General features: G+C 65.2%; 15 protein-coding genes and 1 tRNA gene. All 16 read right to left on the bottom strand.

All coding sequences use genetic code 11. The annotated features are described in order from the left end of the window. On the bottom strand, positions 1-127 hold a 127-nt coding region (locus tag NF876_RS40060), incomplete at its 3' end, for a GTP-binding protein (RefSeq protein WP_244627385.1). A 45-nt stretch (positions 128-172) separates the two neighbouring features. Further along, positions 173-2,248 carry an elongation factor G gene (gene fusA / locus NF876_RS40055; protein WP_262273340.1) on the bottom strand — a complete coding sequence of 692 codons (2,076 nt, stop codon included), beginning with the start codon at positions 2,246-2,248 and terminating at the stop codon, positions 173-175. 19 nt (positions 2,249-2,267) lie between these two features. Further along, positions 2,268-2,738, bottom strand: coding sequence for a 30S ribosomal protein S7 (rpsG, locus tag NF876_RS40050; protein WP_036358330.1), 471 nt, complete (start codon positions 2,736-2,738; stop codon positions 2,268-2,270). 27 nt (positions 2,739-2,765) lie between these two features. Continuing rightward, entirely contained in the window at positions 2,766-3,137 is a 372-nt protein-coding gene (rpsL, locus tag NF876_RS40045) for a 30S ribosomal protein S12 (protein ID WP_009764294.1), read from the bottom strand. A 565-nt stretch (positions 3,138-3,702) separates the two neighbouring features. Beyond that, a complete protein-coding gene (gene rpoC / locus NF876_RS40040; RefSeq protein WP_262273339.1) occupies positions 3,703-7,878 on the bottom strand; it encodes a DNA-directed RNA polymerase subunit beta' in 4,176 nt (1,391 codons plus the stop codon). A 112-nt stretch (positions 7,879-7,990) separates the two neighbouring features. Further along, positions 7,991-12,121, bottom strand: coding sequence for a DNA-directed RNA polymerase subunit beta (gene rpoB, locus NF876_RS40035; protein WP_262273338.1), 4,131 nt, complete (start codon positions 12,119-12,121; stop codon positions 7,991-7,993). 245 nt (positions 12,122-12,366) lie between these two features. Continuing rightward, positions 12,367-12,747, bottom strand: coding sequence for a 50S ribosomal protein L7/L12 (gene rplL, locus NF876_RS40030; RefSeq protein ID WP_262273337.1), 381 nt, complete (start codon positions 12,745-12,747; stop codon positions 12,367-12,369). A gap of 53 nt (positions 12,748-12,800) precedes the next feature. Continuing rightward, positions 12,801-13,319 (bottom strand): 50S ribosomal protein L10, encoded by a 519-nt coding sequence (gene rplJ / locus NF876_RS40025; protein ID WP_262273336.1) that lies wholly within the window; start codon positions 13,317-13,319, stop codon positions 12,801-12,803. Positions 13,320-13,903: 584 nt separating this feature from the next. Further along, positions 13,904-15,190: an RNA polymerase sigma factor gene (locus tag NF876_RS40020; RefSeq protein WP_262273335.1), complete on the bottom strand. Its 1,287-nt coding sequence runs from the start codon at positions 15,188-15,190 to the stop codon at positions 13,904-13,906. A 48-nt stretch (positions 15,191-15,238) separates the two neighbouring features. Further along, on the bottom strand, positions 15,239-15,661 hold the full coding sequence (locus NF876_RS40015; protein ID WP_262273334.1) for a YciI family protein: 423 nt from the start codon (positions 15,659-15,661) through the stop codon (positions 15,239-15,241). Positions 15,662-15,847: 186 nt separating this feature from the next. Further along, positions 15,848-16,549: a 50S ribosomal protein L1 gene (gene rplA / locus NF876_RS40010; protein WP_262273333.1), complete on the bottom strand. Its 702-nt coding sequence runs from the start codon at positions 16,547-16,549 to the stop codon at positions 15,848-15,850. Positions 16,550-16,559: 10 nt separating this feature from the next. Further along, positions 16,560-16,988, bottom strand: a complete 429-nt coding sequence (gene rplK, locus NF876_RS40005; RefSeq protein ID WP_262273332.1) for a 50S ribosomal protein L11 — start codon at positions 16,986-16,988, stop codon at positions 16,560-16,562. 170 nt (positions 16,989-17,158) lie between these two features. After that, positions 17,159-17,692, bottom strand: coding sequence for a transcription termination/antitermination protein NusG (gene nusG, locus NF876_RS40000; protein ID WP_262273331.1), 534 nt, complete (start codon positions 17,690-17,692; stop codon positions 17,159-17,161). A gap of 12 nt (positions 17,693-17,704) precedes the next feature. Further along, positions 17,705-17,905: a preprotein translocase subunit SecE gene (secE, locus tag NF876_RS39995; RefSeq protein WP_173945259.1), complete on the bottom strand. Its 201-nt coding sequence runs from the start codon at positions 17,903-17,905 to the stop codon at positions 17,705-17,707. Between the two features lie 164 nt (positions 17,906-18,069). Further along, positions 18,070-18,146 (bottom strand) — tRNA-Trp (locus NF876_RS39990). A gap of 43 nt (positions 18,147-18,189) precedes the next feature. Further along, positions 18,190-18,320: EF-Tu C-terminal domain-related protein (locus NF876_RS39985; protein ID WP_507237402.1), on the bottom strand; the 131-nt coding region annotated here is incomplete at its 5' end.

Below are 18,320 nucleotides of genomic sequence, written 5' to 3'. Positions count from 1 at the left end.
TCGCCCCGCCCGACTCCGCCAGAACCTTCGTGATCGCCGCCGTCAGGGACGTCTTGCCATGGTCCACGTGACCAATCGTCCCAATGTTGCAGTGCGGCTTATTGCGCTGAAACTTTTCCTTCGCCATCGTGGCACCCGTTCCTTTGATCGTTCAAATATTCGCTTAGTGGGTTCAGGCGTACTTCGCCTGAACCTCGGCAGCCACGTTCGACGGCACCTGCTCGTAGTGGTCGAACTGCATCGTGTAGTTGGCCCGGCCCTGGCTCATGGAGCGCAGGGTGTTCACGTAGCCGAACATGTTGGCGAGCGGGACCATCGCGTTGATGACCACGGCGTTGCCGCGCATGTCCTGGCCCTGGATCTGGCCACGACGGGAGTTGAGGTCGCCGATGACCGAACCCGTGTAGTCCTCGGGGGTCACGACCTCGACCTTCATCACCGGCTCGAGCAGAACCGATCCGCCCTTCTGGAGGGCCTCGCGGAGAGCGGCGCGAGAAGCGATTTCGAAGGCCAGGGCCGACGAGTCGACTTCGTGGAAGGCGCCGTCGACGAGTTCGACCTTGAGGTCGACCACCGGGAAGCCGGCGATCACGCCAGCGCCCACGACCGACTGGAGGCCCTTTTCGACGCCCGGGATGTATTCCTTCGGAACCGCGCCGCCGACGATCTTCGACTCGAAGGAGAAGCCCGCACCCTGCTCGTTCGGCTGGACGACCAGCTTCACGCGAGCGAACTGGCCCGTACCGCCGGTCTGCTTCTTGTGGGTGTAGTCGATCTCGGCCTTCTTCGTGATCGTCTCACGGTAGGCGACCTGCGGAGCGCCGATATTCGCATCGACCTTGTAGGTCCGACGGAGAATGTCGACCTTGATGTCGAGGTGAAGCTCGCCCATGCCCTTCAGGATCGTCTGGCCCGACTCCTGGTCGGTCGAGACGCGGAAGGACGGGTCCTCGGCGGCCAGCTTCGAGAGGGCGAGGCCCAGCTTCTCCTGGTCGGCCTTGGACTTCGGCTCGATCGCGATCTCGATGACCGGCTCCGGGAACTCCATGCGCTCCAGGATCACGGCCTTGTTCGGGTCGCAGAGCGTGTCGCCGGTACGGACGTCCTTGAGGCCGGCCAGGGCGACGATGTCGCCGGCATAAGCCTCCTTGATGTCCTCGCGGTTGTTCGCATGCATGAGCAGCATGCGGCCGACGCGCTCCTTCTTGTCGCGGGTCGAGTTGAGGATCGAGGAACCGGCCTCGACCTTGCCCGAATACACGCGGCAGAAGGTGATCGTGCCCACGAAGGGATCGTCCATGATCTTGAAGGCGAGCATGGCGAACGCGTCCTCGTCGGACGGCTTGCGGACGGTCTCTTCCTCGGTCTTGAAGTCGATGCCTTCCACCGCGCCACGGTCGACCGGGGACGGCAGGAAGTCGACGACCGCGTCGAGGAGCGGCTGAACGCCCTTGTTCTTGAACGCCGATCCGCAGAGAACCGGGTGGAACGCGCGACGCTGCACGGCGGTACGAACCAGGCGACGCAGGGTCGCCTCGTCCGGCTCCTGGCCGTCCAGGTAGGCCATCATGGCCTCGTCGTCCATCTCGACGGCCGCTTCGATCAGCTTGCCGCGATACTCGACGGCCTGGTCCTGCAGGTCGGCCGGGATCTCTTCCTCGCTGAAGGAAGCGCCCAGAGCCTCGCCGTTCCAGACGATCGCCTTCATCTTGATGAGGTCGATCACGCCCTGGAAGTTGCTCTCGGCGCCGATCGGCAGCTGAAGGCAGACGGGCTTGCCGGCCACGCGGTCGATGATGTCGGCCACGCACTTGAAGAAGTCGGCGCCGGTCTTGTCCATCTTGTTGACGAACACGATACGCGGAACGTCGTACTTGTCGGCCTGGCGCCAGACGGTCTCGGTCTGGGGCTCGACGCCCTGGTTGCCGTCGAGAACGCAGACGGCGCCGTCGAGCACGCGCAGCGAACGCTCGACCTCGATGGTGAAGTCGACGTGGCCGGGGGTGTCGATGATGTTCAGGCGCTTGCCGTTCCAGAAGCAGGTGGTGGCAGCGGACGTGATCGTGATGCCACGCTCCTGCTCCTGCTCCATCCAGTCCATGGTGGCGGCACCCTCGTGCACTTCACCGATCTTGTGGGACTTACCGGTGTAGTACAGGATGCGCTCGGTCGTGGTGGTCTTGCCGGCATCGATGTGGGCCATGATGCCGAAATTGCGGTAGTCCTCAATCGCGTGCGTGCGGGGCATCGCTCAGCTCCTCAGGCCGTTACCAGCGGTAATGCGAGAACGCACGGTTGGCTTCCGCCATACGGTGGGTGTCTTCGCGCTTCTTCACGGCATTGCCGCGGTTGTTGGATGCGTCGAGCAGCTCGGCGGACAGGCGCTCGACCATGGTCTTGTCGTTGCGGCCGCGGGCGGCCTGGATGATCCAGCGGATCGCGAGAGCCTGGCGGCGCTCGGCACGAACCTCGACCGGGACCTGGTAGGTGGCGCCGCCGACGCGGCGGGAGCGCACCTCGATCGCCGGGGCGACGTTGTCGAGGGCCTGCTTGAAGACCTCGAGCGGGTTCGCCTTGGCGCGGCTCTCGATGCTGTCGAAGGCACCGTAGACGATGCTCTCGGCAGCGGACTTCTTGCCGTCGTACATGATGGAGTTCATGAACTTGGTGACGACGATATCCCCGAACTTCGGATCCGGGATGATCTCACGCTTTTCGGCGCTGTGGCGGCGGGACATGAGCTGACCTCAATAACGGTTGACGGCTTACTTCGGCCGCTTCGCGCCGTACTTCGAACGGCGCTGCTTACGATTCTTCACGCCCTGGGTGTCGAGAACACCGCGGAGGATGTGATAACGGACACCCGGAAGGTCCTTCACGCGGCCGCCGCGGATCATGACCACGGAGTGCTCCTGAAGGTTGTGACCTTCGCCCGGGATGTACCCGATGACTTCGAACCCGTTCGTCAGACGAACCTTGGCGACCTTACGCAGAGCCGAGTTCGGCTTCTTCGGGGTCGTCGTGTAAACGCGCGTGCACACGCCGCGCTTCTGCGGGCAGGCCTCAAGCGCGGGGACCTTGTTCCGGCTCTTTTGCGCCGTCCGCGGCTTGCGGATCAGCTGAGAGATCGTTGGCATCCTGTGCCCTCTTTCACCAGCCACCGACCCGGTGGCCTTCTGAGTGTCTTCAACGGTTGAACGCTGCGCCTCGCTTCTGCGGACCTTTTGGGTTGCACAAAGCGAAGCCACGCCATTGACTTGGGATAAGCCCCTGGCGCGGTGCGATTGCAGAGGACCACGATCTTTTTTACCGCGGTCGTGCCCTAAATCTGACAAGTGTCAGTCAAGGTTGAGTTCGGCAGCGTTTAGGTGGCATCGGTCGAAGCTAGGCGCTTCGACTGGCGAAAACCTACGGCCAGCCGGAAAGTCCGGTCTCTCTAGCGCCCGAGTCGCGGAAAGTCAACAGGTTTCCGCTAACCAATCGGAAAGGAACCGACCGGGAGGGCTCGTCGCCGGGCTTGTTCTTCATGTGGGGGTCAAACCGGTCGGCGCAAGGGTCTTGTCCCGGCAGCCGGGCTGCCCTGCCCTGGCCGTTCCGCCGACAGGGCCGGGCAAGCCGCCAAGCTTGTCAGGGGGCCGGCCTCCCGGAATCGAAAAGGCCGCCCGGAGGCGGCCTTTCCAATCTTGCCGAACGTCTGGAGCCTTACTCGGCCGCCGGCGGCAGCTCGCTGACCTGGGCCTGGGACTCGGAGCGCTTCTGCTGCAGGATCAGCTCGTCGCGATGGGTCGCGACGGCCTTGACCTGGGCGGTGAGCGCGCCGGTGCCGGCCGGGATCAGGCTGCCGACGATGACGTTCTCCTTGAGGCCTTCGAGAGTGTCGACCTTGCCGTTGACCGCCGCCTCCGTGAGGACGCGGGTGGTCTCCTGGAAGGACGCGGCCGAGATGAACGAGCGGGTCTGCAGCGAGGCCTTGGTGATGCCGAGCAGAACCGGCACGCCTTCGGCGGGCTTCTTCTTCTCGGCCACGAGACGCTCGTTGATCTCCTCGAACTCGAGGCGATCGACCTGCTCGCCGGTGAGCAGCTCGGAATCGCCGCCCTCGGTGATCTCGACCTTCTGCAGCATCTGGCGAACGATCACCTCGATGTGCTTGTCGTTGATGAGCACGCCCTGGAGGCGGTAGACCTCCTGGATCTCGTTCACCAGATAGGCCGCCAGCTCCTCGACGCCCTTGATCGCCAGGATGTCGTGGGGCGCCGGGTTGCCGTCGACGATGAAGTCGCCGACCTCGACCACGTCGCCGTCCTGCAGGTGGATGTGCTTGCCCTTCGGGATCAGGTACTCCACCGGCTCGGAGCCATCGTGCGGGTTCAGCGTCAGGCGACGCTTGCTCTTGTAGTCGCGACCGAACTGGATCGTGCCGGACTTCTCCGCAATGATGGCCGCATCCTTCGGACGACGGGCTTCGAACAGCTCCGCCACGCGCGGCAGACCGCCCGTGATGTCGCGGGTCTTGGCGCTCTCGGTCGAGACGCGGGCCAGGATGTCGCCGGCCTTGACCTTCGAACCGGGATCGACCGCCAGGATCGCGTCCACGGGCAGCAGGTAGCGCGCGTCGCCGCCGCGGGCGACCTTGGCCACCTTCCCGCCGGCGCCCTGGATCACCACCGCCGGACGCAGGTCGGCCGTGCGGGGAGAACCGCGCCAGTCGATGACCACGCGCTTGGCGATGCCCGTCGACTCGTCCATGGACTCGATCATGGACGCGCCGTCCACCAGGTCCTCGTAGCCCACCGTCCCGTCGATCTCCGTGAGGATCGGACGGGAATACGGGTCCCACTCGGCGATGCGCTGGCCACGCTTGATCGTGTCGCCCTCGTCGACCTTCAGGCGCGAGCCGTATTGCAGGCGGTGAACCGCCCGCTCGGCGCCGTCCTGGCCGATGATCACGACAGCCACGTTGCGGCCCATGACCACGAGGTCGCCGTCGGAGTTGCGCGCAATGTTCTTGTTGCGGAACCCGATCTTGCCCTCGAAGCTCGACTCGATGAAGGACGAGTCGGCGATCTGGGCGGCACCGCCGATGTGGAAGGTGCGCATGGTGAGCTGCGTGCCCGGCTCGCCGATGGACTGCGCCGCGATGACGCCCACCGCCTCGCCGTGGTTGACCGGGGTGCCCCGGGCCAGGTCGCGGCCGTAGCAGGTGGCGCAGACGCCGTTCTTCGACTCGCAGACCAGCACGGAGCGGATCTTCACCTCCTGGATGCCGGCAGCGCCGATCGCCTCGAGGTGATGCTCCTCGATCATCGTCCCCTTGGGAACGATCACCGAGCCGTCCTGGGCCACCAGGTCCTCGGCCGTCGAACGGCCCAGGATGCGGGAGGCCAGCGACGCGACCACCTGGCCGGCGTCGATGATGGCCCGCATCTTGATGCCCTTCTCGGTGCCGCAATCCGGCTCACGGATGACTGCGTCCTGGGCCACGTCGACGAGGCGGCGGGTCAGGTAGCCCGAGTTCGCCGTCTTGAGCGCGGTGTCGGCCAGGCCCTTGCGGGCGCCGTGGGTCGAGTTGAAATACTCGAGAACGTCGAGGCCTTCCTTGAAGTTCGAGATGATCGGCGTCTCGATGATCTCGCCCGACGGCTTGGCCATGAGGCCGCGCATGGCCGCGAGCTGCTTCATCTGGGCCGGCGATCCACGGGCGCCCGAGTGGGACATCATGTAGATCGAGTTGACCGGCTTGTCGCGGCCCTGATCGTCCTTCTGGACCGTCGAGATACGGTTCATCATCTCGGCAGCCAGGCGGTCCGAGCACTTCGCCCAGGCGTCGACAACCTTGTTGTACTTCTCGCCCTGGGTGATGAGGCCGTCCTGGTACTGCTGCTCGTAGTCCTTCGCGAGGGCACGGGTCTCCTCGACGATCTGCCACTTGTTCTCCGGGATCACCATGTCGTCCTTGCCGAACGAGATGCCGGCGCGGAACGCGTTGTAGAACCCGAGGCCCATGATGCGATCACAGAAGATCACCGACTCCTTCTGACCGCAATGCCGGTAGACGGCATCGATCATGTTGGAGATCTCCTTCTTGGTCATGAGCTTGTTCACGACGTCGAAGGACAGGGCCGGATGCTTGGGCAGGAGACGTGAGAGCATCACGCGGCCGGGGGTGGTGTCGACGATCTTGGAGACCGGCTTCCCATCCTCGCCGAGGCCTTCCCAGCGGTAGCGGATCTTGGTGTGGAGCGTGATGACCTTCTCGTTGAGGGCGTGCTCGATCTCGCCCATGTCGGCGAAGGCCTTGCCCTGACCGGGCTGGCCGTCCGACACGATGGAGAGATAGTAGAGGCCGAGAACGATGTCCTGCGACGGCACGATGATCGGCTGACCATTGGCCGGGTGCAGGATGTTGTTCGTCGACATCATCAGCACGCGGGCCTCGAGCTGGGCCTCGAGCGAGAGCGGCACGTGGACGGCCATCTGGTCACCGTCGAAGTCCGCGTTGAACGCGGCGCAGACGAGCGGGTGCAGCTGGATCGCCTTGCCCTCGATGAGGGTGGGCTCGAAAGCCTGGATGCCGAGGCGGTGGAGCGTCGGGGCGCGGTTCAGGAGCACCGGGTGCTCGCGGATGACCTCGTCCAGGATGTCCCAGACTTCCGGCTTCTCCTTCTCGACGAGCTTCTTCGCCTGCTTGACGGTGGCCGACAGGCCGCGCGCGTCGAGCTTGGCGTAGATGAACGGCTTGAACAGCTCGAGCGCCATCTTCTTCGGCAGGCCGCACTGGTGCAGCTTGAGCTCCGGACCGACCACGATGACCGAACGGCCCGAGTAGTCGACGCGCTTGCCGAGGAGGTTCTGGCGGAAGCGGCCCTGCTTGCCCTTCAGCATGTCGGCGAGCGACTTCAGCGGACGCTTGTTGGCGCCCGTGATGACGCGGCCGCGGCGGCCGTTGTCGAACAGGGCGTCGACGGCCTCCTGGAGCATGCGCTTCTCGTTGCGGACGATGATGTCCGGCGCACGCAGCTCCATCAGGCGCTTCAGGCGGTTGTTGCGGTTGATGACGCGGCGGTAGAGGTCGTTCAGGTCCGAGGTCGCGAAGCGGCCGCCATCGAGCGGCACCAGCGGACGCAGGTCCGGCGGGATCACCGGCACGACCGTCATGATCATCCATTCCGGCTTGTTGCCCGACTGGACGAACGCCTCGATGATCTTGAGGCGCTTCATGAGCTTCTTGGGCTTCAGCTCGGACGTGGTGACGGCGATTTCCTCGCGGATCTCCTGCGCGGTCTTCTCGAGGTCGAGCTCCTGCAGGATCCGGCGGATCGCCTCGGCGCCGATCATGGCCGTGAACGAGTCCTCGCCGTACTCGTCCTGAGCACGGATGTACTCCTCCTCGGTGAGGAGCTGACGGTCCTTGAGAGGGGTCAGGCCCGCATCGACGACGATGTAGGACTCGAAATAGAGGATGCGCTCCAGATCCTTCAGGGTCATGTCGAGCAGCAGACCGATGCGGCTCGGCAGAGACTTCAGGAACCAGATGTGCGCGACGGGCGCGGCGAGCTCGATGTGGCCCATGCGGTCGCGACGGACGCGGGCCAGCGTCACCTCGACGCCGCACTTCTCGCAGATGACGCCCTTGTACTTCATGCGCTTGTACTTGCCGCACAGGCACTCGTAGTCCTTGATGGGACCGAAGATGCGCGCGCAGAACAAGCCGTCGCGCTCGGGCTTGAACGTACGGTAGTTGATGGTCTCCGGCTTCTTGATCTCGCCGTAGGACCAGGACAGAATCTTCTCAGGGCTCGCGATCGAGATCTTGATCTGATCGAAGCTCTGCGGCTGGGCCGTCTGGTTGAAGAGATTCATGACCTCTTGATTCATCGCCGTCTCCTGGGCTGAAGGGCGCTTACATAAGCACCCTCACCGGCAATTGCATGGGGCCGCGGCAGGAAAGCCGCGGCCGAACGTCAAACTTGAGGCGCCTGGGGCGCGCTTATTCCGCCGCCTCGGACGGAGGCAGCTGCTCCGCCTCGTTGGCGGCGCGCTTGGAGTTGGTCAGCTCCACGTTCAGGCCGAGCGAACGCATTTCCTTCACGAGAACGTTGAAGCTCTCCGGGATGCCCGACTCGAAGGTGTCGTCGCCGCGCACGATGGCCTCGTAGACCTTCGTGCGGCCAGCCACGTCGTCCGACTTGACCGTGAGCATTTCCTGCAGCGTGTAGGCGGCGCCGTAAGCTTCCAGAGCCCAGACCTCCATTTCGCCGAAGCGCTGGCCGCCGAACTGGGCCTTGCCGCCCAGCGGCTGCTGGGTGACGAGGCTGTAGGGGCCGATGGAGCGGGCGTGGATCTTGTCGTCCACGAGGTGGTGGAGCTTCAGCATGTAGATGTAGCCCACGGTCACCTTGCGGTCGAACGGCTCGCCCGTGCGTCCGTCATAGAGCGTCACCTGACCGGACGGGTTGAGACCGGCCTTCTCCAGCATGGCCTCGATATCCGCCTCCTTCGCGCCGTCGAAGACGGGCGTGGCGAACGGGACACCGCGGCGCAGCTTGTTGCCGAGCTCGACGAGCTCCTCGTCCGAGGCCTCGTCGATCTCCGGCATGTGGCCGTAGATCGACACGAGCTGCTCCCGCAGGCCCTGCGACTTGCCCGACTTCATGTAGGCGTCGACGGCCTGCGCGACCTGCTTGCCGAGACCCGCGGCGGCCCAGCCCAGGTGCGTCTCGAGGATCTGGCCGACGTTCATGCGGCTCGGCACGCCGAGCGGGTTGAGCACGATGTCCGCGTGGGTGCCGTCCTCCAGGAACGGCATGTCCTCGATCGGCACGATCCGCGACACGACACCCTTGTTGCCATGGCGGCCGGCCATCTTGTCGCCGGGCTGGATCTTGCGCTTCACCGCCACGAAGACCTTGACCATCTTCATGACGCCCGGAGGCAGCTCGTCGCCGCGCTGCAGCTTCTCGACCTTGTCGAGGAAGCGCTGCTCGAGGCGCTTCTTCGACTCGTCGTACTGCTTCTGCATGGCCTCGATCTCGGTCATCAGAGCATCGTCTTCGACCGCGAACTGCCACCACTGCGACCGCGGGTACTCGTTGAGGAGCTCGCGGCTGATCTGCGTGTCCTTCTTGAAGCCCTTCGGGCCCGCAACGGCGCTCCGGCCCGAGAGGATCTCGGCCAGGCGCGCATAGGTGTTGCGGTCGAGGATCGCCTGCTCGTCGTCGCGGTCCTTGGCGAGACGCTCGATCTCCTCGCGCTCGATGGCCTGGGCGCGCTCGTCCTTGTCGACGCCGTGGCGGTTGAAGACGCGGACTTCCACGATGGTGCCGGTCACGCCCGGGGGCACGCGCAGCGAGGTGTCGCGGACGTCGGAGGCCTTCTCGCCGAAGATGGCGCGCAGAAGCTTCTCTTCCGGCGTCATCGGGCTCTCGCCCTTCGGGGTGATCTTGCCGACCAGGATGTCGCCCGCATGGACCTCGGCGCCGATATACACGATGCCGGCTTCGTCGAGGTTCTTCAGCGCCTCTTCCGAAACGTTCGGAATGTCGCGCGTGATTTCCTCGGGACCCAGCTTCGTGTCGCGGGCCATCACTTCGAACTCCTCGATGTGGATCGAGGTGAAGACGTCTTCCTTCACGATCCGCTCGGACAGCAGGATCGAGTCTTCGAAGTTGTAGCCGTTCCAGGGCATGAACGCGACGAGCACGTTCCGGCCGAGCGCCAGCTCGCCGTATTCGGTCGAGGGACCGTCGGCGATGATGTCGCCCTTGCGGACGAGGTCGCCGGCGCGCACCAGCGGCTTCTGCGTGATGCAGGTCGACTGGTTGGAGCGCTGGAACTTCTGCAGGCGGTAGATGTCGACGCCCGGACGGGTCGGATCGGTGTTCTCCGTCGCACGGATGACGATACGGGTCGCGTCCACCTGGTCGACCACGCCGGTACGGCGGGCCGCGATGGCGGCGCCCGAGTCCCGGGCCACGACGGCCTCCATGCCGGTGCCGACGAACGGAGCGTCGGCCTGGACCAGAGGCACGGCCTGGCGCTGCATGTTCGAGCCCATGAGGGCGCGGTTCGCGTCGTCGTTCTCGAGGAACGGGATGAGCGCGGCGGCGACCGACACGAGCTGCTTCGGCGAGACTTCCATCAGGTCGACGCGATCGGGAGCCGCCACGATGTTCTCACCGGCGCGGCGGCAGATCACGAGCTCTTCCGTCAGGGTACCCTGTTCGTCGAGCGGCGAGTTGGCCTGGGCGATGTTGTACTTCGCCTCCTCCATGGCGGAGAGGTAGATCACCTCGTCCGTCACGCGGCTGTCGCGCACGCGGCGGAACGGCGTCTCGATGAAGCCGTACTTGTTGACGCGGGCGAAGGTCGCGAGCGAGTTGATCAGACCGATATTCGGGCCTTCCGGCGTCTCGATCGGGCAGATGCGGCCATAGTGCGTCGGGTGCACGTCGCGGACCTCGAAGCCGGCGCGCTCGCGGGTCAGACCACCCGGGCCCAGGGCCGAAAGGCGACGCTTGTGCGTGACTTCCGAGAGCGGGTTCGTCTGGTCCATGAACTGCGAGAGCTGCGAGGAGCCGAAGAACTCGCGCACGGCGGCGGCCGCCGGCTTCGCGTTGATCAGGTCCTGCGGCATGACCGTGTCGATGTCGACGGACGACATGCGCTCCTTGATCGCGCGCTCCATCCGGAGAAGACCCAGACGGTACTGGTTCTCCATGAGCTCGCCGACCGAACGCACGCGGCGGTTGCCGAGGTGGTCGATGTCGTCGATCTCGCCCTTGCCGTCGCGCAGGTCCACGAGCGCCTTCGTGACCGCCAGGATGTCCTCGCGGCGCAGGGTGCGCACGGTGTCCTCGGCGTCGAGGTCGAGGCGCATGTTCATCTTCACGCGGCCGACCGCCGAGAGGTCGTAGCGCTCGGGATCGAAGAACAGCGAGTTGAACATGGCCTCCGCCGTCTCGAGGATCGGCGGCTCGCCCGGACGCATGACGCGATAGATGTCGAACAGGGCGTCCTCGCGGGAGGAAGCCTTGTCGATGGCGAGGGTGTTGCGGATGTACGGGCCGACCGTGACGTGGTCGATGTCGAGCACCGGGATCTCGGTGAACCCGGCATCCTCCAGGCCCTTCAGCAGCTTCTCGGTGATCTCGTCGCCCGCCTCGGCGTAGATCTCGCCGGTGGAGGGGTTCACGAGATCTTCGCCGATGTACTGGCCGTAGAGGTCCTCGTCCGAGGCACGCAGGTTCTTGAGGCCCTTCTCGGCGAGCTGGCGGGCGGCGCGCGCCGTCAGCTTCTTGCCGGCCTCGAGCACGACCTCGCCGGACTTGGCGTCGACCAGGTCGACGGAAGCCTTGAAGCCCTTCATGCGCTCGGCGTCGAACGGCACCGACCAGGCGTCGCCGTCCCGGGTGTAGATGACGTGGTTGTAGAAGGTGTTGAGGATCTCCTCCCCGTCGAGGCCCAGGGCGTAGAGCAGCGACGTGGCCGGGATCTTGCGCTTGCGGTCGATGCGCGCATAGACGATGTCCTTGGCGTCGAACTCGATGTCGAGCCAGGACCCGCGATACGGGATGATGCGGGCGGCGAACAGCAGCTTGCCCGAGGAGTGCGTCTTGCCCTTGTCGTGGTCGAAGAACACGCCCGGAGAGCGGTGCATCTGAGACACGATGACGCGCTCGGTGCCGTTCACGATGAAGGTGCCGTTATCCGTCATGAGCGGCATGTCGCCCATGTAGACGTCCTGCTCCTTGATGTCCTTCACGGAGCGGGCGCCGGTGTCCGGGTCCACATCGAACACGATGAGGCGCAGCGTGACCTTGAGCGGCGCAGCGAAGGTCATGCCCCGCTGACGGCACTCGTCCACGTCGTATTTCGGCGGCTCGAACGTGTACTTCACGAATTCGAGCAGGGCGGTATTCGAAAAGTCCGAAATCGGGAAAACCGATTTGAAGACGGCTTGCAAGCCCTCTTCCGGCCGGCCACCCTTTGGCTCTTCGACCATCAGGAACTGGTCGTAGGATGCCTTCTGAACCTCGATCAGGTTCGGCATCTCCGCCACTTCCTTGATTTTCCCGAAGAACTTGCGAATGCGCTTCCGGCCGATCAGTGTGTTGGCCATCTGGACCTCGTTCCTCTACACGGCTAATCGAGAACCCCGGAGGGTCAGGCTTCTCGATTAGCCGCCCGGCGAAAAGCGCCGGTTTTTCGAACCAATCCGGGCTCGCGGGGAGCCCTTCCAAAACGCCGTCAAGGAAGCCCGGCCTCTTTGACGACACAACGGCCCCAAGCGAAATTGCCTGGGACCGCGTGTTTTTGAGCCCCGATATCTCGGGGGCAACCCTGCAGCCCTGACGGGCCGCAAAATTACTTAAGCTCGACCTTGGCGCCGACCTTCTCGAGGGTCGCCTTGATCTTCTCGGCTTCGTCCTTGGAAACGCCTTCCTTGACGGGCTTCGGCGCACCTTCGACGAGGTCCTTGGCTTCCTTCAGGCCCAGGCCCGTGATGCCACGGACTTCCTTGATGACCTCGATCTTCTTGTCGCCGGCAGCAGCCAGGACGACCGTGAACTCGGTCTGCTCTTCGGCCGGAGCGGCGCCAGCGCCACCGGCGCCCGGAGCAGCCGCGACGGCAACAGCCGCAGCGGCGGAAACGCCCCACTTCTCTTCGAGCATCTTCGAGAGCTCGGCGGCCTCGAGAACGGTCAGCGACGACAGATCGTCAACGAGCTTGGCAAGATCAGCCATTTCTTAGTTCCTTAAAGTTCAGTTCGAACGGTTTGATGGTTGAGGTTACGGCCTCACGCCGCTTCGCCTGTCTTGGCATAGGCCCCGAACACGCGGGCGAGCTTCGCCGCCGGCGCAGTGCTGAGCTGAGCGATCTTCGTAGCCGGAGCCTGGATAAGGCCGACCAGCTTGCCGCGCAGTTCGTCGAGGGACGGAAGGGTGGCAAGCGCCTTCACTCCGTCCACGTTCAGGGCGGTCGTTCCCATTGCGCCGCCGAGGATCACGAGTTTCTCGTTAGCCTTGGCGAAATCAACAGCGACCTTGGGCGCCGCGACCGGATCGCTCGAGTAAGCGATCAGGGTCGGACCTTTCATGAGGCCCGAAATGGACGCGACGTCCTTGCCTTCGAGAGCGATTTTGGCGAGGCTGTTTTTTGCGACCTTCACGGTGGCGCCGGCCTGCTTCATCTGCGCGCGCAGCTTCTGCATGTCGGCGACCGTGAGACCAGCATAGTGGGCGACGACGACAACGCTCGTGGTGCTAAACACGTCGTTGAGAGTCGAGACGAGCTCGCGCTTTGCTGCTCTTTCCACTGGGCTCTCTCCGGTTGGCGGATATGTCCGCCGGTTGCATTTGCCGTTCAAGGCCCGGACTTGCATCCGAGGGCATCCCTGAACGACGCTCTCGCAAGCCCTGTCCCCCAAATGACGCCTGGCGGCGCACCGGGTGAGATGGTTCGAACCGACTCTCTTCACCTGCGTTGAACAGGTGTCAAACTCGGCTTCCCCGTCTATGCAGGCCCTTTCGAATTAAACCGGCTCGCCGGCACCTGCAGTCTCGGACAGGACATAGCCGGAACGCGCCAAAGGTCGCCCTTTGGCTCGCCGGCTTGTCACCGCCCCGTCTCCGGGACGGATTCGCAGCCAGAAGCCCACGCAAAAGCGGAGCCTCGGCCTATGTTGGAAACTCAACGCGTTCTATTAAGCCTTTCTGAAGCATTTGCCAAGAGGAATTTTCCCGAGTCGGGGAACTAATTGACGTTACGTCGTTTCCGCAGGCCGTCCGCGCCCGTGCGGGCAGCCGGGAGGCCACGGCGAAGGCTTCAGAATGCAACGATATGGTGGCTCCGGAAGGCCCTTTCAAGAGGGGAACGGTGGCGCCCGGGATCAGGAAGGGCTCACCCGTCGTCGGTCGGGCCGGCCGCTCTCGTCCGGCACAGGGCTGCCCGTTCGAGAAGGAAGGCCTTCTCGCGCTCGTTGCCGCTCAAGGACGCCGCAAGCTCGAACTGAACCCTGGCTTCGGCCGCCCGGCCGGCCCGGAGCAGGACATCGCCCCGGGCGGCCGGCAGCGGGGCGTAGCGGGGCAAGGCGGCGGGATCGATCAGGTCCAGCAGCGTCAGGCCGGCCTCCGGGCCGAACGCCATGCTGTGGGCGATCGCCCGGTTGAGGTCGACCACGGGCGAAGGCGTCACGGCGCGCAGCTCATCGTACAGGGCGGCAATCCTGCGCCAGTCCGTGTCCTCCGGGCGGTTCGCCCGGGCATGGCAGGCGGCGAGCGCGGCCTGAAGGGCATAGGGGCCTCCGGCGCCGCCCAGGGCTTCGGCGCGCTCCAGAGCGGCCAGGCCTCGCCGGATCAGGAGCCGGTCCCAGCGGGCCCGGTTCTGCCGGGTCAGCGGGACCGGCAGGCCGTCCGGAGAAAGGCGGGCCGGCAGGCGCGAGGCCTGGATCTCCATGAGGGCCAGGAGGCCGAAGACCTCGGGCTCGTCGGGTGCCAGGCCGGCCAGGATGCGGCCCAGGCGCTGGGCCTCGGCGCAGAGGGTCGGGCGGGTCAGATCTGTCCCGGACGTCGCCGCATAGCCCTCGTTGAAGATCAGGTAGACGACCTCCAGGACCGAGGCGAGGCGCTCCTGCCGCTCCCTGCCCCGCGGCACCTCGAAGGTCAGGCCCGCTTCGCCGAGGGCTCTCTTCGCCCGGACGATGCGCTGGGCGATGGCGGCCTCGCTCGCCAGGTAGGCGCGGGCGATTTCCTGTGTGGTCAGCCCGCCGATCAGGCGCAGGGTCAGAGCCGAGCGGGCGTCGGGCGACAGGACCGGATGGCAGGCCGTGAAGACGAGGCCCAGCAGCTCGTCCCCGACATCGTCGTCCAGGGCGGTCTCGAGCGCCTCGATGCCGGTCTCGTCCCATTCCGACAGGTCACGGCCGAGCTCCGCGTGCTTTCGTGCGAGCATCCGGCCGCGCCGCAGCCGGTCGATGGCCCGGCGCTTGGCCGTGGCCGTCATCCAGGCGCCGGGATTGGCCGGAATGCCGGCTCGCGGCCATTCGGCCAGGGCCGTCACGAAGGCGTCCTGCGCCAGCTCCTCGGCCAGATCCACGTCGCGCGTCATCCGGGCGAGGACCGCGATGATCCTGGCCCGCTCGATCCGGAAGATCGCCTCGATCGCCCGGTGGGTCTCGGCGGCCGTCATGGTCTCACGCAGGAGGTCGCCGGACGTCCGGGCGGATCATCCACGGGCTCAAAGCCCGGGAGTCTTTGCACGGAGCTGCTTTTCCCGCTCGGCGATGTCCGGGGTCACGACATCGCCGAAATCCGCCATCTCGTAGAAGGGCCGGATCTCGATCTCGCTCGGGCCGAACATCGGGTTGGGGCAGCGCTTCACCCACTCGACCGCCTCGGCCATGTCCTTGACCTCCCAGACCCAGAAGCCGGCCACGAGTTCGCGCGTTTCGGCGAAAGGCCCGTCGATCACGGTGCGGCTCGGGCCGTCGAAGGCGACCCGCTTGCCCTGCGAGGACGGCTTGAGTCCGTCCCCGGCCAGGAGAACGCCGGCCTTGACCAGCTCCTCGTTGAAGCGGCCCATGGCCTCGAAAAGCTCGGTCGTGGGCATGACGCCCGCTTCGCTGTCCTCGGTGGCCTTGACCAACACCATCACGCGCATCGTCTCATCTCCTTGTGAACCAGGGAGGCCTCACGGGCTCTCCTGTCCCTTACGACGAACGGGCATCGGCCGGATCGACAACCCGCGGAGACTTTTTTGCACCAGGACGGCCGCAAAGGGGACTCGGAAAAGAAAAAGCCCGGCGCAGGGGCCGGGCTTTCTCGGTTTTCATGGGGATGGGCTTGATCAGCCGCCGATCACCGACGAGGGATCGACCTTCACGCCCGGGCCCATCGTCGAGGAGATCGCGACGCGCTGGATGTAGGTGCCCTTGGCGCCCGTGGGCTTCGCGCGGGAGACCGCATCGGCGAACGCCTTGATGTTCTCCACCAGCTTGCCCTCGTCGAACGAGGCCTTGCCGATGCCGGCATGGACGATGCCGGCCTTCTCGACGCGGAACTCGACGGCGCCGCCCTTGGCGGCCTCGACGGCGCCCTTCACGTCCATGGTGACCGTTCCGACCTTCGGGTTCGGCATCAGGCCGCGCGGGCCCAGAACCTTACCGAGACGGCCGACCAGCGGCATCATGTCGGGAGTGGCGATGCAGCGGTCGAAGTCGATCGTGCCGCCGTTGACGACCTCAAACAGGTCCTCGGCGCCCACCACGTCGGCACCGGCCGCCTTGGCCTCATCGGCCTTGGCGCCACGGGCGAAGACGGCAACCCGGACCGTCCGGCCGGAGCCGTTCGGCAGGTTGCAGACGCCGCGGACCATCTGGTCGGCGTGGCGGGGATCGACGCCGAGATTCATCGAGATCTCGATGGTCTCGTCGAACTTCGCCTTGGCGCGTTCCTTGATCAGCTTCACCGCGTCCTGGATCGGGTAGAGCTTGGTGACCTCGATGCCCTCGCGGGCGGCGCGGATGCGCTTTCCTTCGTTTGCAGCCATCATGCCCTCCTTACGCCACTTCCATGCCCATCGAGCGCGCGGAGCCCTCGATCATGGCCATGGCGGATTCAACGGTGTCGCAGTTGAGATCGACCATCTTCTTCTCGGCGATCTCGCGGATCTGGTCGCGGGTCACGCGGCCGACATTGCCGCCCTTGCCGGGGGTCTGCGAACCCTTGTCGATCTTCGCGGCCTTCTTGAGGAAGTACGAGACCGGGGGCTGCTTCATCTCGAAGGTGAAGGAACGATCCTGATACGCGGTGATGATCACCGGGATCGGGGTGCCCTTCTCCATCTGCGAGGTCTTCGCGTTGAAGGCCTTGCAGAATTCCATGATGTTCAGGCCGCGCTGACCGAGCGCCGGACCGATCGGCGGCGACGGGTTGGCTGCGCCTGCGGGCACTTGAAGCTTAACGTAGCCCGAGATTTTCTTTGCCATAGGACTGCTCCCAATGGACCAACCGCCCGGCGCCAACCGAGCGGAATGGCAGTTGCAGATCGCGGTGCGGCCTGTTGCCCCCGGCTGGCGACCGGGCAGACCTCCCGCGGATGAAGGCTCCTCTCAGGGAGCCTGGAAAGCGGCACCGTCGAGGTGCCACTTCCCTCCGGTCAGATCTTTTCGACCTGGCCGTATTCGAGTTCGACCGGCGTGGCGCGGCCGAAAATGGAGACCGCCACCTTGAGGCGGGCCCGGGAATGGTCGACTTCCTCGACCACGCCGTTGAAGGAGGCGAACGGACCGTCGGAGACGCGAACCTGCTCGCCGACCTCGAAGCTGACGGACGGCTTGGGGTGGTCGACGCCCTCGGCCACCTGGCCCTTGATCCGCTCGGCCTCCCGGTCCGGGATCGGGACCGGCTTGGACTTGTCGGCGCCCAGGAAGCCCGTCACCTTGGGGGTATTCTTGATGAGGTGATAGACCTCGTCGGTCAGGTCGCACTTGACCAGAACGTAGCCCGGGAAGAACTTGCGCTCGGTGTCGACCTTGCGGCCGCGGCGCACCTCGACGACCTTCTCGGTCGGGACCATGACCTCGTCGAACTTGTCCTCGAGGCCGCGCTGCGCGGCCTGGTCCTTGATCGACTGGGCGACCTTGTTCTCGAAGTTCGAATAGGCGTGGACGATGTACCAACGCTTCGTCATTGCATCCGCCTCTTAACCGCCAAGCCCGAGGATCACCGAGCGAACACCCCAGCCGATCGCCTGATCGACGACCAGGAAGAACAGGCTGGCCACCACCACCATCACGAACACCATGGCGGTCGTGATCATGGTCTCCTTGCGCGTCGGCCAGGTCACCTTCGCGGCTTCCGAGCGGACCTGCTGTATGAAATCGAACGGGTTCGTCTTCGCCATTTCCTTAACGTCCACATCACCTTGAGAGCGGCTGCGAACGTCCTCCATGGGCATGCTTGAGCCCAAATTGAAGGGGCGCGAGGCTGCTTTTCGAGCCTCGCGCCACCTGTTCAAACCATCTACGGGGCGCCTCTCTAGCGCAAAACGCCCGCTTTGTCGACCGCTGGCAGGAGTGGAGGGACTCGAACCCCCAACCCCCGGTTTTGGAGACCGGTGCTCTAGCCGATTGAGCTACACTCCTCCGGCGGTCAACAGGCGGCGGAAGCCCGCCACCTGGATCGGTGTTAGTCCATCACGGCGGCGACGACGCCGGCGCCGACGGTACGGCCGCCTTCGCGGATGGCGAAGCGCAGCTTCTCTTCCATGGCGATCGGAGCGATCAGCTCCACTTCCATGGTGATGTTGTCGCCCGGCA

This window comes from Microvirga yunnanensis, from assembly GCF_025460875.1.
This window is presented reverse-complemented; position numbering and strand designations above follow the sequence as displayed.

Excerpts from the sequence above, each read along its gene's own strand:
- NF876_RS40015 (WP_262273334.1), bottom strand. The coding sequence starts at position 15,661 with ATGCGCGTGATGGTGTTGGTCAAGGCCACCGAGGACAGCGAAGCGGGC.
- rpoC (WP_262273339.1), bottom strand. The coding sequence starts at position 7,878 with ATGAATCAAGAGGTCATGAATCTCTTCAACCAGACGGCCCAGCCGCAG.
- rpsL (WP_009764294.1), bottom strand. The coding sequence starts at position 3,137 with ATGCCAACGATCTCTCAGCTGATCCGCAAGCCGCGGACGGCGCAAAAG.
- NF876_RS40020 (WP_262273335.1), bottom strand. The coding sequence starts at position 15,190 with ATGACGGCCGCCGAGACCCACCGGGCGATCGAGGCGATCTTCCGGATC.
- rplA (WP_262273333.1), bottom strand. The coding sequence starts at position 16,549 with ATGGCTGCAAACGAAGGAAAGCGCATCCGCGCCGCCCGCGAGGGCATC.
- rplK (WP_262273332.1), bottom strand. The coding sequence starts at position 16,988 with ATGGCAAAGAAAATCTCGGGCTACGTTAAGCTTCAAGTGCCCGCAGGC.
- rplL (WP_262273337.1), bottom strand. The coding sequence starts at position 12,747 with ATGGCTGATCTTGCCAAGCTCGTTGACGATCTGTCGTCGCTGACCGTT.
- rpsG (WP_036358330.1), bottom strand. The coding sequence starts at position 2,738 with ATGTCCCGCCGCCACAGCGCCGAAAAGCGTGAGATCATCCCGGATCCG.
- rpoB (WP_262273338.1), bottom strand. The coding sequence starts at position 12,121 with ATGGCCAACACACTGATCGGCCGGAAGCGCATTCGCAAGTTCTTCGGG.
- nusG (WP_262273331.1), bottom strand. The coding sequence starts at position 17,692 with ATGACGAAGCGTTGGTACATCGTCCACGCCTATTCGAACTTCGAGAAC.
- fusA (WP_262273340.1), bottom strand. The coding sequence starts at position 2,248 with ATGCCCCGCACGCACGCGATTGAGGACTACCGCAATTTCGGCATCATG.
- secE (WP_173945259.1), bottom strand. The coding sequence starts at position 17,905 with ATGGCGAAGACGAACCCGTTCGATTTCATACAGCAGGTCCGCTCGGAA.